Below are 15,476 nucleotides of genomic sequence, written 5' to 3'. Positions count from 1 at the left end.
ACGTTTGCGCGGCAGGTTATGCTACCCTGTCGCGCAAATTGCTTCACTCTGGAGATTTCCCTCATGCATATCAACATTGCCTGGCAGGACGTAGATACCGTTCTGCTGGATATGGACGGCACGTTGCTTGACCTCGCCTTCGATAACTATTTCTGGCAAAAGCTGGTGCCTGAAACATGGGGCGCGAAAAACGGAGTTACGCCACAGGAAGCGATGGAATATATGCGCCAGCAATATCACGACGTACAGCATACGCTAAACTGGTACTGTCTTGATTACTGGAGTGAGCAACTGGGTCTGGATATCTGTGCGATGACCACCGAGATGGGACCGCGTGCCGTACTGCGTGAAGATACCATTCCGTTTCTTGAGGCACTGAAAGCCAGCGGTAAACAGCGAATTTTGCTCACCAATGCGCATCCGCACAACCTGGCGGTAAAACTTGAGCATACCGGTCTGGACGCACACCTTGATTTATTACTTTCCACCCACACATTTGGTTATCCGAAAGAGGATCAGCGGTTATGGCATGCGGTGGCCGAAGCTACGGGTCTTAAAGCTGAAAGAACGCTGTTTATTGATGACAGCGAAGCGATTCTCGATGCTGCCGCGCAATTTGGTATTCGTTACTGCCTCGGTGTGACTAATCCTGACTCCGGGATTGCCGAGAAACAGTATCAACGCCATCCGTCACTGAATGACTACCGCCGCCTGATCCCCTCGCTAATGTGAAGGAGATGCCATGAAAGAAAAACCTGCTGTTGAGGTTCGACTGGATAAATGGCTATGGGCTGCCCGTTTTTATAAAACCCGCGCGCTGGCCCGTGAAATGATTGAAGGCGGTAAGGTGCATTACAACGGGCAGCGCAGCAAGCCAAGCAAAATCGTCGAGCTGAATGCCACGCTCACTCTGCGCCAGGGAAATGACGAACGCACGGTGATTGTAAAGGCGATTACTGAACAGCGTCGCCCCGCCAGCGAGGCAGCCTTGCTGTATGAAGAGACTGCGGAAAGTGTAGAGAAACGCGAAAAAATGGCGCTGGCACGTAAACTTAATGCCTTAACCATGCCGCATCCGGACCGACGCCCGGACAAAAAAGAGCGCCGCGACCTGTTACGATTTAAACACGGCGACAGTGAATAACTGTCACCTGCAAGAGAGATGATTATGCCGCAACATGACCAATTACATCGCTATCTGTTTGAAAACTTTGCCGTTCGCGGCGAACTGGTAACCGTTTCGGAAACCCTGCAACAGATCCTTGAGAATCACGATTATCCGCAGCCCGTTAAAAACGTGCTGGCAGAACTGCTGGTTGCGACCAGCCTGTTAACCGCTACGTTGAAGTTTGATGGTGATATCACCGTACAGCTGCAAGGCGACGGTCCGATGAATCTGGCGGTTATTAACGGTAACAACAACCAGCAGATGCGCGGTGTGGCGCGCGTGCAGGGCGAAATTCCAGAAAATGCCGACCTGAAAACGCTGGTCGGCAATGGTTACGTGGTGATCACCATCACTCCGAGCGAAGGCGAACGCTATCAGGGCGTGGTTGGTCTGGAAGGTGATACCCTGGCGGCCTGCCTGGAAGATTACTTTATGCGTTCTGAACAGCTGCCGACGCGCCTGTTTATTCGCACCGGCGACGTAGACGGCAAACCGGCTGCAGGCGGAATGTTGTTGCAGGTAATGCCTGCGCAAAATGCCCAGCAGGACGACTTTGACCACCTGGCGACGCTAACCGAAACCATCAAAACCGAAGAACTGCTGACTTTACCGGCAAACGAAGTGTTGTGGCGTTTGTATCACGAAGAAGAGGTGACGGTTTACGATCCGCAGGATGTGGAGTTCAAATGCACCTGCTCGCGTGAACGTTGCGCCGATGCGCTGAAAACGCTGCCTGATGAAGAAGTCGATAGCATCCTGGCGGAAGATGGCGAAATTGACATGCATTGTGATTACTGCGGTAACCACTATCTGTTCAATGCGATGGATATTGCCGAGATCCGCAACAACGCGTCTCCGGCAGATCCGCAAGTTCATTAATGAGTATGTCCGGCAGAGAGGACTCTGCCGGATTTTACGACTAATACACCTGATGCGCTTTGTCACTCATTCAGATTCACATCCAGCCTTTCACCATCCACTACAAGATCGCGCCACGCTTTAGGCCTCGTCCCCAGCTTTCCATCCTTCGCAGCAGCGAGTAATTTTTCTTTCGTTATTTGGCGCGGAAGTAAACTCATATCAAGCGCGTCCCATTCTTTTCTGGCTGAGTCAAAGCCATAGACAATGACTCTGTCATCATTAAAAGCAAACAGGATCCGCTCCGCCTGACCATCACTATTCAGATCTTGCTCGACCAGTACGCAGGCGTCTTTTTCAATACAGGTCATCACGTTATAGCGATCCTGGATTAAGGCCGACCAGAATGTCGCATCCGGTTTACCAGAACCTGGGGCAATTAACACATTATCGGCTAATACTTTTTCCGATACCTGTTCCTGAAGATGTTGCTCTCCATCTAACGCCATCAGCAGATCCCGCGCGCGTTTCGGGTCTTTCATATACTCGGCATCGCTTTTCAGCGACTCAAGCGCCGCACGTCCATAGCGACCGCTCTGTTCGAGCATGTAGATAGTTACCTGGTCTGGCGTGTTTTTGCCGCTCTGATAACGCGCCATATGACTGTTCACGCTAATGCGCATACTGTCCAGCACCGGCGAATTAAGAAGCACCAGTATTACCAACACCAATAACGAAACCACAAGGTTCACTTTGCCCTGAAGATCAAGGGGATTTTGCCCTTTACGCCAGACGATACTGACAAAATACCCCAGCGACCATACCAGTAACACCAGCACCGCCAGCGCGCCCTGCAAGCGGTCGGCAGTCCAGCCGTACTGAGCGACCCGCAGCCATAGCGCCCAGGCGGCGGCGAACACATACAGCGGAGCAACCAGCAAAGCGGTTTTAATCAGGCAACGCAATGGCCCCGTCCAGGGAAGTGACGCTTTTTGCGGATCGAGGACAATAGCCATTAAGATCAATTGCAAAAAGGCCAGCGTTAACAGCAACCCAGCGGCGGAGATGTGGCGAGAAATCGCGCTCAGGCCCGTAAACGGCAGGGTGATAATAAACATCAGGGTTAGCAATGATACTAACGGCAGCAACCCCGTGGCGATTAACGTGAACAACTTTTGAATAGAGTCGATTAAACGTGACTGTGTTCGCGCGAGGATCACCGCCAGCGCGGTAACCAGACCTAACGTGAGATAAATAAACCAGTCGGTTGCAAAAAAGAGCGTTTTGAAAAACGTGATGCCAACAAGTTTAAACAACTCACTCCACAGTAAAAGCACCAGCCACGTCAGGCCATTGGCGAGAAAAATCACCAGTAATATAAGTACGTTATGCCATACTGACTGGTAAAAGTAGCGATAGCGGCTACTGTCATTGCGGATGCGAAGGCTTTGTTGTATCCACGGTAGCAACAACATTGCCATCAGCAGCAGATAGCAGCCAAAATCCCAAAGCGCCTTTTCAGCTCTCCAGGGGGTCATGCCATCAGTTTGCCACTTCAGCCAGCCGCTCATTCCCAGCGTGGCAATAAACACCAGCGCCAGCCATCCCCAAAGGCGATTCTGTTTAAAGGAGATCACGGAGAAGAGTAAAACGGATGAAAACGCGACGGTCGCAGGCACGCCATAAACAATCCAACTGAGATTTTTTCCGGCAAGCCAGGCGATCAGCAGGTAGCAAACCACCCCCTGAAGTAATCCGGTAGCAATCATCCCCCAGCGTGTTGCCGGTGAAAGTTCAACGTTATCCATGTTGTTTATCCAGAATCAAAAGGTGGGTTAATTATCGCATCCGGGCAGTAGTATTTTGCTTTTTTCAAAAAATAATCAAAAAAAGTTAGCGTGGTGAATCGATACTTTACCGATTGAATTTGCATCAATTTCATTCATGAATGCGATTCCACTCACAATATTCCCGCCATATAAACCAAGTTTTAACCTTTTGAGAACATTTTCCACACCTAAAATGCTATTTCTGCGATAATAGCAACCGTTTCGTGACAGGAATCACGGAGTTTTTTGTCAAATATGAATTTCTCCAGATACGTAAATCTATGAGCCTTGTCGCGGTTAACACCCCCAAAAAGACTTTACTATTCAGGCAATACATATTGGCTAAGGAGCAGTGAAATGCGCGTTAACAATGGTTTGACCCCGCAAGAACTCGAGGCTTATGGTATCAGTGACGTACATGATATCGTTTACAACCCAAGCTACGATCTGCTGTATCAGGAAGAGCTGGACCCGAGCCTGACCGGTTATGAGCGCGGGGTGTTAACTAATCTGGGTGCCGTTGCCGTCGATACCGGGATCTTCACCGGTCGTTCACCAAAAGATAAGTATATCGTTCGTGACGATACCACTCGCGATACTTTCTGGTGGGCAGACAAAGGCAAAGGTAAGAACGACAACAAACCTCTCTCTCCGGAAACCTGGCAGCATCTGAAAGGCCTGGTGACCAAACAGCTTTCCGGCAAACGTCTGTTCGTTGTCGACGCCTTCTGTGGTGCGAACCCGGATACTCGTCTTTCCGTCCGTTTCATCACCGAAGTGGCCTGGCAGGCGCATTTTGTCAAAAACATGTTTATTCGCCCGAGCGATGAAGAGCTGGCAGGTTTCAAACCAGACTTTATCGTTATGAACGGCGCGAAGTGCACTAACCCGCAGTGGAAAGAACAGGGTCTGAACTCCGAAAACTTCGTGGCGTTTAACCTGACCGAGCGCATGCAGCTGATTGGCGGCACCTGGTACGGCGGCGAAATGAAGAAAGGGATGTTCTCAATGATGAACTACCTGCTGCCGCTGAAAGGTATCGCTTCTATGCACTGCTCCGCCAACGTTGGCGAGAAAGGCGATGTTGCGGTGTTCTTCGGCCTTTCCGGCACCGGTAAAACCACCCTTTCCACCGACCCGAAACGTCGCCTGATTGGCGATGACGAGCACGGCTGGGACGATGACGGCGTGTTTAACTTTGAAGGCGGCTGCTACGCAAAAACTATCAAGCTGTCGAAAGAAGCGGAACCTGAAATCTACAACGCTATCCGTCGTGATGCGCTGCTGGAAAACGTCACCGTGCGTGAAGATGGCACTATCGACTTTGATGATGGTTCAAAAACCGAGAACACCCGCGTTTCTTATCCGATCTATCACATCGAAAACATCGTTAAGCCGGTGTCCAAAGCGGGCCACGCAACGAAAGTTATCTTCCTGACCGCAGACGCCTTTGGTGTGCTGCCGCCGGTTTCTCGTCTGACTGCCGATCAAACCCAGTACCACTTCCTCTCTGGCTTCACCGCCAAACTGGCTGGTACAGAGCGCGGCATCACCGAACCGACGCCAACTTTCTCCGCCTGCTTCGGCGCGGCATTCCTGTCGCTGCACCCGACTCAGTACGCAGAAGTGCTGGTGAAACGTATGCAGGCGGCAGGCGCGCAGGCGTATCTGGTTAACACCGGCTGGAACGGCACTGGCAAACGTATCTCCATTAAAGATACCCGCGCCATTATCGACGCCATCCTCAACGGTTCGCTGGATAACGCAGAAACCTTCACTCTGCCGATGTTTAACCTGGCGATCCCAACCGAACTGCCGGGCGTAGACACGAAGATTCTCGATCCGCGTAACACCTACGCTTCTCCGGAACAGTGGCAGGAAAAAGCCGAAACGCTGGCAAAACTGTTTATCGACAACTTCGATAAATACACCGACACCCCAGCGGGTGCCGCGCTGGTAGCGGCTGGTCCGAAGCTGTAATGATTTGAAGCTGGAGAATATCTATCCAGTATCTTATAGAAAGCAAAACGGGAGGCACCTTCACCTCCCGTTTTTTTACCCTTCTTTTGTCATGCCCTGCGCCCGCGTTACCGGCACTGGCAGCCAGGCGCGAATGGAAAGCCCGCCCCGTTCGCTGGTGCCAAGCTCCAGCATCCCGTTATGGTTATCCACGATACGCTGCACAATCGCCAGCCCTAATCCCGTGCCGCTAATGGTGCGCGCACTGTCGCCACGAACAAACGGCTGGAACAGGTGCTTACGTTGTTCCGGCGCAATACCCGGACCGTCATCTTCTACCTGGAACCAGGCGCGATTCGGCTCCGTGCCGCTGCTGACTTTGATCCAGCCATTGCCGTAACGGGCGGCGTTGACCACCATATTCGCCACCGCGCGTTTGATCGACAGCGGGTGCATTTTCACCTCAATGCTACCGGGGTAAAGCGCGGTTTCAATTTCCCGCTCATAGCCACTTTCGGCAGCAATAACCTCACCGAGTACTGCGTTGAGATCCGCCATTTCCATCGGCATCTCCTGCCCGGTGCGCAGGTAGTCGATAAACTGCTCAATGATGGCGTTGCACTCTTCGATATCTTTATTGATCGATTCTGCCAGGTAGCCATCCTGCTCGCTCATCATCTCGGTTGCCAGGCGAATACGCGTCAGCGGCGTGCGCAGATCATGGCTTACCCCCGCCATCAGCAGCGTGCGGTCATCCGCCAGTTGCTTAACACCAGCCGCCATATGGTTAAAGGCGCGGGTAACGGAACGCACCTCCGAAGCGCCATATTCACGCAGCGGCGGCGGAATAATCCCTTTACCCACCTGCAAGGCTGCGTGTTCGAGATCGACCAATGGTCGGTTCTGGATACGAATAAACAGCCACGCCCCGCCTATCGCCAATAGCATAATCGCCAACGTATAACGGAACAGCGGGGAGAAATCGCCCTGATGAATTTCGGTTAGCGGCACGCGTACCCAGATATTGGGCGACAACCAGGTTTTCAGCCAGACGACAGGCGAACTTTTGTTGACCTCGACGCGAACTTCCGTCGGACCGCCCAGTTGCTGCGCCATCTGATGGCTTAAGAATTCATAGTGTTGCGCCCAACGCAGACCTGCCTCTTCGGCAGCTTCGTTGGAATAGAGAGAGATCCCCAGCTCACGGTAGATCTCCCGACGGAAAGCGGGAGGCACAACCAACTGCGTGCCGTCCTCCAGTTGCAGTTTGTCGGTCATCAACATACGCACTTCGTACGCGAGGACTTTATTAAACTGCTGGAGGCTCGGCAAAATCGCGAAGTTCAGCACCACCAGATAAGTCGTCACCAGGCTGACGAACAGCAAGGTGACGATGAGCAATAACGTACGGGCAAATGAACTTCGTGGCGAGAAGCGCAATCGCCTCATGCTTTAGAACCGTCCGGTACAAAGACGTAGCCCAGACCCCAGACGGTCTGAATGTAACGCGGATGCGCCGGATCTTCTTCCACCATGCGGCGCAGACGCGAAATCTGCACGTCGATGGAGCGTTCCATTGCGGAATATTCACGACCACGGGCAAGGTTCATCAGCTTATCGCGGGAGAGCGGCTCACGCGGATGGCTGACCAGCGCCTTAAGTACCGCAAACTCACCACTGGTGAGCGGCATCGGCTCGTCTTCGCGGAACATTTCGCGCGTACCGAGGTTAAGTTTGAACTTACCGAAAGCAATTACCGCCTCTTCCTGTGACGGTGCGCCTGGCAGTTCGTTCGCCTGACGACGCAGCACCGCACGAATGCGGGCCAGCAATTCACGCGGGTTAAACGGTTTTGGAATGTAATCGTCAGCGCCAATCTCCAGGCCAACGATACGGTCCACTTCTTCCCCTTTCGCCGTCACCATAATGATCGGCATCGGATTGCTCTGGCTACGAAGACGTCGGCAAATCGACAAGCCATCTTCACCAGGTAACATCAAATCCAGTACCATAAGATGGAAAGATTCACGAGTCAGCAGGCGATCCATCTGTTCTGCATTAGCGACGCTTCGAACCTGGAAGCCTTGTTCGGTGAGATAACGTTCCAGCAGCGCGCGCAGGCGCATGTCGTCATCAACCACCAGAATCTTGTAGTTCTCTTGCATTGTTTATACTCCCAAAGGTTCGCAACAATTTGTAAGCGTGTATTCTTAAAAAAGCTCACGTTCGTCACCAGCTAAATCTGGTATGAATTTCAGCCTAAATTGTTACAAAGCATATTAAACAGCAGCTTAAGTATACAATTTATTCGGCGAAACATTATTGATTCTGTTGATATGATCACGTTATACCCAATGTGCGCATTATCAAACAGACAAAGGGAATCAACGAGATGAAAACGCCCCTGGTTACCCGGGAAGGGTATGAAAAACTCAAACAAGAGCTTAATTATCTCTGGCGTGAAGAACGCCCGGAGGTCACAAAGAAAGTGACCTGGGCCGCAAGTCTGGGCGACCGCAGCGAAAATGCTGACTATCAGTATAATAAAAAGCGCCTGCGTGAAATCGACCGTCGCGTGCGCTATCTCACTAAATGCATGGAAAATCTCAAAATCGTCGATTACTCCCCGCAGCAGGAAGGCAAAGTCTTTTTTGGCGCGTGGGTGGAGATTGAAAACGACGATGGTGTGACTCACCGTTTCCGTATTGTCGGCTACGATGAAATTTTTGGCCGTAAAGATTACATCTCTATCGATTCCCCGATGGCCCGCGCATTGCTGAAAAAAGAAGTCGGCGATCTGGCGGTGGTGAATACCCCTGCCGGGGAAGCGAGCTGGTATGTTAATGCTATCGAGTACGTGAAACCGTAAGGAAGAGTCTTAACCTCCTGCCGATGGCTGGCATTTTTGCCAGCCAGTCCGTATAACTATCCCCTGATTTTTGATCCGAAAAGATGAACTCAAACCATGATGAATGATTCGTTCTGCCGCATTATTGCGGGTGAAATTCAGGCGCGCCCGGAACAGGTTGACGCTGCCGTTCGCCTGCTTGACGAAGGGAATACCGTGCCGTTTATCGCACGTTATCGTAAGGAAATCACCGGCGGTCTGGATGACACGCAGCTGCGTAATCTGGAAACGCGTCTGAGCTATCTGCGCGAGCTGGAAGAGAGACGTCAGGCGATCCTCAAGTCCATTTCCGAGCAAGGCAAACTCACCGATGATCTGGCGAATGCCATCAACGCCACCCTAAGCAAAACCGAACTCGAAGACCTCTACCTGCCCTACAAACCTAAACGCCGCACCCGTGGGCAAATCGCCATTGAAGCAGGGCTTGAGCCGTTGGCCGATCTGCTGTGGAGCGATCCGTCACACACGCCAGAAGTCGCCGCTGCACAATATATTGATGCCGATAAAGGCGTGGCAGATACCAAAGCCGCGCTGGACGGCGCGCGCTATATCCTGATGGAACGTTTTGCCGAAGATGCTGCGCTGCTGGCGAAAGTGCGTGATTATCTGTGGAAGAACGCGCATCTGGTCTCAACCGTGGTGAGCGGTAAAGAAGAGGAAGGGGCAAAATTCCGCGACTATTTCGATCATCACGAACCACTGTCAACGGTGCCTTCTCACCGCGCGCTGGCGATGTTCCGTGGTCGTAACGAAGGCATACTTCAGCTTTCGCTGAATGCCGATCCGCAGTTCGAAGAGCCGCCGAAAGAGAGCTATTGCGAGCAAATCATCATGGAACACCTTGGCCTGCGCCTGAACAATGCCCCGGCGGATAGCTGGCGCAAAGGTGTGGTGAGCTGGACGTGGCGCATCAAGGTGTTGATGCATCTGGAAACTGAACTGATGGGCACCGTGCGCGAACGCGCGGAAGATGAAGCAATCAACGTCTTTGCCCGTAACCTGCACGATCTGCTGATGGCGGCCCCTGCCGGACTGCGTGCAACGATGGGCCTCGATCCGGGTCTGCGTACCGGGGTAAAAGTGGCGGTAGTCGATGCGACAGGTAAACTGGTGGCGACCGATACCATTTATCCGCATACCGGGCAGGCCGCAAAAGCAGCGATGACCGTTGCTGCGCTGTGTGAAAAGCATAACGTTGAACTGGTGGCGATTGGCAACGGTACAGCTTCCCGCGAAACCGAACGTTTCTATCTCGACGTGCAGAAGCAGTTCCCGAAAGTGACCGCGCAGAAAGTGATCGTCAGCGAAGCTGGCGCGTCGGTTTACTCGGCTTCCGAGCTGGCAGCACAGGAATTCCCGGATCTCGACGTTTCGCTGCGTGGCGCGGTGTCTATCGCCCGTCGTTTGCAGGATCCGCTGGCAGAGCTGGTGAAAATCGATCCGAAATCTATCGGCGTAGGTCAGTATCAGCATGACGTCAGCCAGACGCAGCTGGCACGCAAACTGGATGCAGTAGTAGAAGACTGCGTAAACGCCGTTGGCGTCGATCTCAACACCGCTTCTGTTCCTCTATTAACCCGTGTGGCGGGCCTGACGCGCATGATGGCGCAAAACATCGTGGCCTGGCGCGATGAGAACGGCCAGTTCCAGAACCGTCAGCAACTGTTAAAAGTGAGCCGTCTGGGGCCGAAAGCCTTCGAGCAGTGCGCGGGCTTCTTGCGCATTAACCACGGCGATAACCCGCTGGACGCCTCTACCGTTCACCCGGAAGCCTATCCGGTGGTGGAACGCATTCTGGCAGCAACACAGCAGGCACTGAAAGATCTGATGGGTAACAGCAGCGAGCTGCGTAACCTGAAAGCGTCTGACTTTACTGATGAGAAATTCGGTGTGCCGACAGTAACTGACATCATCAAAGAGCTGGAAAAACCGGGTCGCGATCCGCGTCCGGAATTTAAAACCGCTCAGTTTGCTGATGGCGTCGAGACAATGAACGACCTGCAACCGGGTATGATCCTCGAAGGCGCGGTGACCAACGTCACCAACTTTGGCGCGTTTGTCGATATTGGCGTGCATCAGGACGGCCTGGTCCACATCTCTTCATTGTCGAACAAGTTTGTGGAAGATCCGCATACCGTGGTGAAAGCGGGCGACATTGTGAAGGTGAAAGTGCTGGAAGTGGATCTTCAGCGCAAACGTATCGCCCTGACCATGCGTCTGGACGAGCAGCCTGGCGAAACCAACGCCCGTCGCGGCGGCGGTAATGAACGCCCGCAAAACAACCGCCCGGCAGCCAAACCGCGTGGGCGTGAAGCGCAGCCTGCCGGTAACAGCGCGATGATGGATGCGCTGGCGGCGGCAATGGGCAAAAAACGTTAAACGCCCTGATAGACAAACGTAAACCTGCCAGATAAAGCGTTCACGCCGCATCTGGCAACGAACGCCTTGCCTGACATAAAAGTGCCGGAGAATATCTCCGGCCTTTTTATTCCACAAGCAAACTCATAATATATCCCGTTAATATTTATCACTTCATTAACAACTGAAACCTTAATTAAACATTAACCAGCCCTAATAATTCGTCATGCGAATTATATTTTCGCTGCGATATAACCTTGAGCCATATCAACATTGAGTCAGATTATTATTCAAACCAACATTCACACACATTTTAAGTATTGCTGATAGAAACCATTCTCATTATCATTGTACTGTTGATTATTTAATCTCTCCTTCGTTGGCAAATCATCTGGTCTCATGTCGCTGTCAAACGCCCCATGAGGTAGTTATCCAGTTAATGAGAAACAAGTAGGCACCTATGCAATACACTCCAGATACTGCGTGGAAAATTACTGGCTTTTCCCGTGAAATCAGCCCGGCATATCGCCAAAAACTGCTTTCTCTTGGCATGTTACCTGGCTCCTCTTTTAATGTGGTGCGCGTCGCTCCACTCGGCGACCCCATTCATATCGAAACCCGTCGTGTGAGCCTGGTATTACGCAAAAAAGATCTGGCCTTATTAGAAGTGGAAGCGGTTTCCTGTTAATACGGTGATAACAACAATGAAAAAATTAACCATTGGCTTAATTGGTAATCCAAATTCTGGCAAGACAACGTTATTTAACCAGCTCACTGGCTCACGTCAGCGTGTAGGTAACTGGGCTGGCGTTACCGTCGAACGTAAAGAAGGGCAATTCTCCACCACCGATCATCAGGTCACGCTGGTGGACCTGCCCGGCACCTATTCTCTGACCACCATCTCATCGCAGACCTCGCTCGATGAGCAAATCGCCTGTCACTACATTTTGAGTGGCGACGCAGACCTGCTGATTAACGTGGTGGATGCGTCTAACCTTGAGCGTAACCTGTACCTGACGCTGCAACTGTTGGAACTCGGCATTCCCTGCATCGTGGCGCTGAACATGCTCGACATTGCCGAGAAGCAAAATATTCGCATTGAAATTGATGCTCTGTCGGCGCGTCTTGGCTGCCCGGTGATCCCGCTGGTTTCAACCCGTGGTCGCGGTATTGAAGCGCTCAAGCTGGCGATTGATCGCTATAAAGCTAACGAAAATGTGGAACTGGTGCATTACGCTCAGCCGCTGCTCAACGAAGCAGATTCACTGGCAAAAGTGATGCCTTCCGACATCCCGCTGAAACAACGTCGCTGGCTGGGCCTGCAAATGCTGGAAGGCGATATCTACAGCCGCGCCTACGCCGGTGAAGCGTCGCAGCATCTGGATGCCGCCCTCGCCCGTCTGCGTAATGAGATGGACGATCCGGCGCTGCACATTGCCGATGCGCGTTACCAGTGCATTGCTGCCATCTGTGATGTGGTAAGCAACACCCTGACGGCAGAACCCAGCCGTTTCACCACTGCGGTAGATAAAATCGTGCTCAACCGTTTCCTCGGTCTGCCGATTTTCCTCTTTGTGATGTACCTGATGTTCTTGCTGGCTATCAACATCGGCGGGGCGTTACAGCCGCTGTTTGACGTCGGCTCCGTAGCACTCTTTGTGCATGGTATTCAGTGGATTGGCTACACGCTCCACTTCCCGGACTGGCTGACTATCTTCCTCGCCCAAGGCCTGGGCGGTGGTATTAACACCGTGCTGCCACTGGTGCCGCAGATCGGCATGATGTACCTGTTCCTCTCCTTCCTTGAGGACTCCGGCTATATGGCGCGTGCGGCGTTTGTGATGGATCGTCTGATGCAGGCGCTGGGCTTGCCGGGGAAATCCTTTGTACCGCTGATCGTTGGTTTCGGTTGTAACGTACCGTCGGTAATGGGCGCACGTACGCTTGATGCACCGCGTGAACGTCTGATGACCATCATGATGGCACCGTTTATGTCCTGCGGCGCGCGTCTGGCTATCTTCGCAGTATTCGCGGCTGCCTTCTTCGGGCAGAACGGTGCGCTGGCGGTCTTCTCGCTGTATATGCTGGGTATCGTAATGGCGGTGCTGACGGGCCTGATGCTCAAGTACACCATCATGCGCGGTGAAGCGACGCCGTTTGTCATGGAGCTGCCGGTCTACCATGTACCACACGTTAAAAGCCTGGTTATCCAGACCTGGCAGCGTCTGAAAGGCTTCGTTCTGCGTGCTGGTAAAGTGATTATCATTGTCAGCATTTTCCTGAGCGCCTTCAACAGCTTCTCGCTGAGCGGAAAAATCGTCGATAACATCAACGACTCGGCGCTGGCTTCCGTCAGCCGGGTGATCACCCCGGTCTTCAAGCCGATTGGCGTACATGAAGATAACTGGCAGGCAACGGTTGGCCTGTTTACAGGTGCCATGGCGAAAGAAGTGGTGGTGGGTACGCTCAACACCCTCTACACCGCAGAAAATATTCAGGACGAAGAGTTCAATCCGGCGGAATTTAACCTCGGTGAAGAGCTGTTCAGTGCGGTAGATGAAACCTGGCAGAGCCTGAAAGACACCTTCAGCCTTAGCGTACTGATGAACCCCATTGAAGCCAGCAAAGGCGACGGCGAAATGGGTACCGGGGCGATGGGCGTGATGGATCAGAAATTCGGTAGCGCAGCTGCCGCATACAGCTACCTGATTTTCGTCCTGCTGTACGTACCGTGCATCTCGGTGATGGGGGCTATCGCGCGTGAATCAAGCCGTGGCTGGATGGGCTTCTCCATCCTGTGGGGGCTGAATATTGCTTACTCACTGGCAACATTGTTCTATCAGGTCGCCAGCTACAGCCAGCATCCAACTTACAGCCTGGTGTGCATTCTGGCAGTTATCCTGTTTAACATCGTGGTTATCGGTCTGCTGCGCCGCGCGCGTAGCCGGGTAGATGTCGAACTGCTGGCAACGCGCAAATCGGTAAGCAGTTGCTGTGCGGCCAGTACCACTGGCGATTGCCACTAAGGACACGACAATGGCTTCGCTCATTCAAGTGCGTGATTTACTGGCATTACGGGGCCGTATGGAAGCGGCCCAGATTAGCCAGACACTGAACACTCCGCAGCCAATGATTAACGCCATGCTGAAACAGCTAGAAAGTATGGGAAAAGCAGTGCGGATTCAGGAAGAACCTGACGGCTGTCTTTCCGGCAGTTGTAAAAGCTGCCCGGAAGGAAAAGCCTGTCTGCACGAATGGTGGGCGTTGCGTTAACCATACTCCATCACCTGTTTTGAAAAGCCCGGTATGCGTTTGCATCCGGGCTTTTTTGCGTGCGGCTTTCCATAAAAATGCAACCCTTGCAGCGCGACGTAAATTCCTCTGAAAGCGTCTCGCAGGGATGAAAACTCGCTAATGCACAGGTGTGGAGTGGCGCGTAGAGTCGCGGCATTCAAACAACAGGTGAAGGAACGCCATGAGCAAAAAGCAGAGTTCCACCCCACACGATGCGCTGTTCAAACTCTTTTTACGCCAACCGGAGACGGCACGCGATTTTCTTGCGTTTCATTTACCGGCACCCATTCACGCGCTCTGTGATATGAAAACCCTCAAGCTGGAGTCGAGCAGCTTTATTGATGACGATCTGCGTGAAAGCTATTCCGACGTGCTGTGGTCGGTGAAAACGGAACAAGGACCAGGATACATCTATTGTCTGATTGAACATCAAAGCACCTCAAACAAACTGATCGCATTTCGCATGATGCGCTACGCCATTGCCGCAATGCAAAATCACCTGGATGCCGGATACAAAACCTTGCCGATGGTGGTGCCATTGTTGTTTTACCACGGTATTGAAAGCCCCTATCCCTATTCGCTGTGTTGGCTTGATTGTTTCGCCGATCTCAACCTGGCAAGGCAGCTTTATGCCTCTGCATTTCCGCTGATTGATGTCACCGTCATGCCTGATGATGAAATCATGCAGCACCGACGTATGGCACTGCTGGAGTTAATTCAAAAACATATTCGTCAACGCGACCTGATGGGGCTGGTAGAGCAAATGGCCTGCTTATTAAGTAGTGGATACGCTAATGACAGACAAATCAAAGGGCTGTTTAATTACATCTTGCAAACCGGCGATGCGGTACGTTTTAACGATTTTATCGACGGCGTTGCCGAACATTCACCGAAACACAAGGAGAACTTAATGACTATTGCGGAAAGATTGCGGCAGGAAGGGTTTCAGAAAGGTATACGTACCAACGCCCTAAATATTGCCAAAACCATGCTGGACGCCGGAGTTTCTCTTGAGGACGTTCTGCGATTTACCAGCCTGACGGTTGAAGACCTTGCTGAAATAAATCATCAATAACGTAAAGGATGGTTTTAATGACAGATG

The 15,476-nt window shown here is 52.2% G+C and carries 13 protein-coding genes; 10 read left to right on the top strand and 3 right to left on the bottom strand.

The annotated features are described in order from the left end of the window. The first annotated feature begins 63 nt into the window (after positions 1–63). From yrfG to hslO, 3 genes are read left to right on the top strand one after another with little or no spacing between them, the layout of a single operon-like run. The gene (gene yrfG, locus EAS44_RS02470; protein ID WP_001295168.1) at positions 64–732 is read left to right on the top strand and encodes a GMP/IMP nucleotidase; all 669 of its coding nucleotides are present in this window, start codon (positions 64–66) and stop codon (positions 730–732) included. A gap of 10 nt (positions 733–742) precedes the next feature. Beyond that, a complete protein-coding gene (gene hslR / locus EAS44_RS02465) occupies positions 743–1,144 on the top strand; it encodes a ribosome-associated heat shock protein Hsp15 (protein WP_000660483.1) in 402 nt (133 codons plus the stop codon). Positions 1,145–1,168: 24 nt separating this feature from the next. Beyond that, positions 1,169–2,047, top strand: coding sequence for an Hsp33 family molecular chaperone HslO (hslO, locus tag EAS44_RS02460; protein ID WP_001135574.1), 879 nt, complete (start codon positions 1,169–1,171; stop codon positions 2,045–2,047). A 62-nt stretch (positions 2,048–2,109) separates the two neighbouring features. On the opposite strand, the gene yhgE is transcribed toward hslO, so the two are convergent. Continuing rightward, complete coding sequence (gene yhgE / locus EAS44_RS02455; RefSeq protein WP_000370888.1) at positions 2,110–3,834, bottom strand: DUF4153 domain-containing protein; 1,725 nt, start codon at positions 3,832–3,834, stop codon at positions 2,110–2,112. 378 nt (positions 3,835–4,212) lie between these two features. Between yhgE and pckA the strand changes: the two genes are divergently transcribed. Beyond that, positions 4,213–5,835, top strand: a complete 1,623-nt coding sequence (pckA, locus tag EAS44_RS02450) for a phosphoenolpyruvate carboxykinase (ATP) (RefSeq protein WP_001309803.1) — start codon at positions 4,213–4,215, stop codon at positions 5,833–5,835. A gap of 75 nt (positions 5,836–5,910) precedes the next feature. Here the strand turns inward: pckA and envZ are convergent, their stop codons facing one another. Then, on the bottom strand, positions 5,911–7,263 hold the full coding sequence (gene envZ, locus EAS44_RS02445) for a two-component system sensor histidine kinase EnvZ (RefSeq protein WP_001253708.1): 1,353 nt from the start codon (positions 7,261–7,263) through the stop codon (positions 5,911–5,913). Then, positions 7,260–7,979 carry a two-component system response regulator OmpR gene (ompR, locus tag EAS44_RS02440; protein WP_001157751.1) on the bottom strand — a complete coding sequence of 240 codons (720 nt, stop codon included), beginning with the start codon at positions 7,977–7,979 and terminating at the stop codon, positions 7,260–7,262. Before ompR ends, envZ begins: the two co-directional genes overlap by 4 nt. 227 nt (positions 7,980–8,206) lie before the next feature. On the opposite strand from ompR, the gene greB reads away from it, so the two are divergent. From greB to rpnA, 6 genes are all read left to right on the top strand, one after another. After that, positions 8,207–8,683, top strand: coding sequence for a transcription elongation factor GreB (gene greB / locus EAS44_RS02435; protein ID WP_000856744.1), 477 nt, complete (start codon positions 8,207–8,209; stop codon positions 8,681–8,683). A gap of 96 nt (positions 8,684–8,779) precedes the next feature. After that, on the top strand, positions 8,780–11,101 hold the full coding sequence (yhgF, locus tag EAS44_RS02430; RefSeq protein WP_000980739.1) for a Tex family protein: 2,322 nt from the start codon (positions 8,780–8,782) through the stop codon (positions 11,099–11,101). 439 nt (positions 11,102–11,540) lie between these two features. Beyond that, the gene (feoA, locus tag EAS44_RS02425) at positions 11,541–11,768 is read left to right on the top strand and encodes a ferrous iron transporter A (RefSeq protein WP_001200455.1); all 228 of its coding nucleotides are present in this window, start codon (positions 11,541–11,543) and stop codon (positions 11,766–11,768) included. Positions 11,769–11,784: 16 nt separating this feature from the next. Beyond that, on the top strand, positions 11,785–14,106 hold the full coding sequence (feoB, locus tag EAS44_RS02420; protein ID WP_000737043.1) for a Fe(2+) transporter permease subunit FeoB: 2,322 nt from the start codon (positions 11,785–11,787) through the stop codon (positions 14,104–14,106). 10 nt (positions 14,107–14,116) lie between these two features. Beyond that, entirely contained in the window at positions 14,117–14,353 is a 237-nt protein-coding gene (feoC, locus tag EAS44_RS02415) for a [Fe-S]-dependent transcriptional repressor FeoC (protein ID WP_000157585.1), read from the top strand. 202 nt (positions 14,354–14,555) lie between these two features. Continuing rightward, positions 14,556–15,449: a recombination-promoting nuclease RpnA gene (rpnA, locus tag EAS44_RS02410; protein WP_000039083.1), complete on the top strand. Its 894-nt coding sequence runs from the start codon at positions 14,556–14,558 to the stop codon at positions 15,447–15,449. Positions 15,450–15,476: the final 27 nt, after the last annotated feature.

The organism is Escherichia coli DSM 30083 = JCM 1649 = ATCC 11775, from assembly GCF_003697165.2.
Classification (GTDB): domain Bacteria; phylum Pseudomonadota; class Gammaproteobacteria; order Enterobacterales; family Enterobacteriaceae; genus Escherichia; species Escherichia coli.
This window is presented reverse-complemented; position numbering and strand designations above follow the sequence as displayed.

Excerpts from the sequence above, each read along its gene's own strand:
- yrfG (WP_001295168.1), top strand. The coding sequence starts at position 64 with ATGCATATCAACATTGCCTGGCAGGACGTAGATACCGTTCTGCTGGAT.
- hslR (WP_000660483.1), top strand. The coding sequence starts at position 743 with ATGAAAGAAAAACCTGCTGTTGAGGTTCGACTGGATAAATGGCTATGG.
- hslO (WP_001135574.1), top strand. The coding sequence starts at position 1,169 with ATGCCGCAACATGACCAATTACATCGCTATCTGTTTGAAAACTTTGCC.
- yhgE (WP_000370888.1), bottom strand. The coding sequence starts at position 3,834 with ATGGATAACGTTGAACTTTCACCGGCAACACGCTGGGGGATGATTGCT.
- pckA (WP_001309803.1), top strand. The coding sequence starts at position 4,213 with ATGCGCGTTAACAATGGTTTGACCCCGCAAGAACTCGAGGCTTATGGT.
- envZ (WP_001253708.1), bottom strand. The coding sequence starts at position 7,263 with ATGAGGCGATTGCGCTTCTCGCCACGAAGTTCATTTGCCCGTACGTTA.
- ompR (WP_001157751.1), bottom strand. The coding sequence starts at position 7,979 with ATGCAAGAGAACTACAAGATTCTGGTGGTTGATGACGACATGCGCCTG.
- greB (WP_000856744.1), top strand. The coding sequence starts at position 8,207 with ATGAAAACGCCCCTGGTTACCCGGGAAGGGTATGAAAAACTCAAACAA.
- yhgF (WP_000980739.1), top strand. The coding sequence starts at position 8,780 with ATGATGAATGATTCGTTCTGCCGCATTATTGCGGGTGAAATTCAGGCG.
- feoA (WP_001200455.1), top strand. The coding sequence starts at position 11,541 with ATGCAATACACTCCAGATACTGCGTGGAAAATTACTGGCTTTTCCCGT.
- feoB (WP_000737043.1), top strand. The coding sequence starts at position 11,785 with ATGAAAAAATTAACCATTGGCTTAATTGGTAATCCAAATTCTGGCAAG.
- feoC (WP_000157585.1), top strand. The coding sequence starts at position 14,117 with ATGGCTTCGCTCATTCAAGTGCGTGATTTACTGGCATTACGGGGCCGT.
- rpnA (WP_000039083.1), top strand. The coding sequence starts at position 14,556 with ATGAGCAAAAAGCAGAGTTCCACCCCACACGATGCGCTGTTCAAACTC.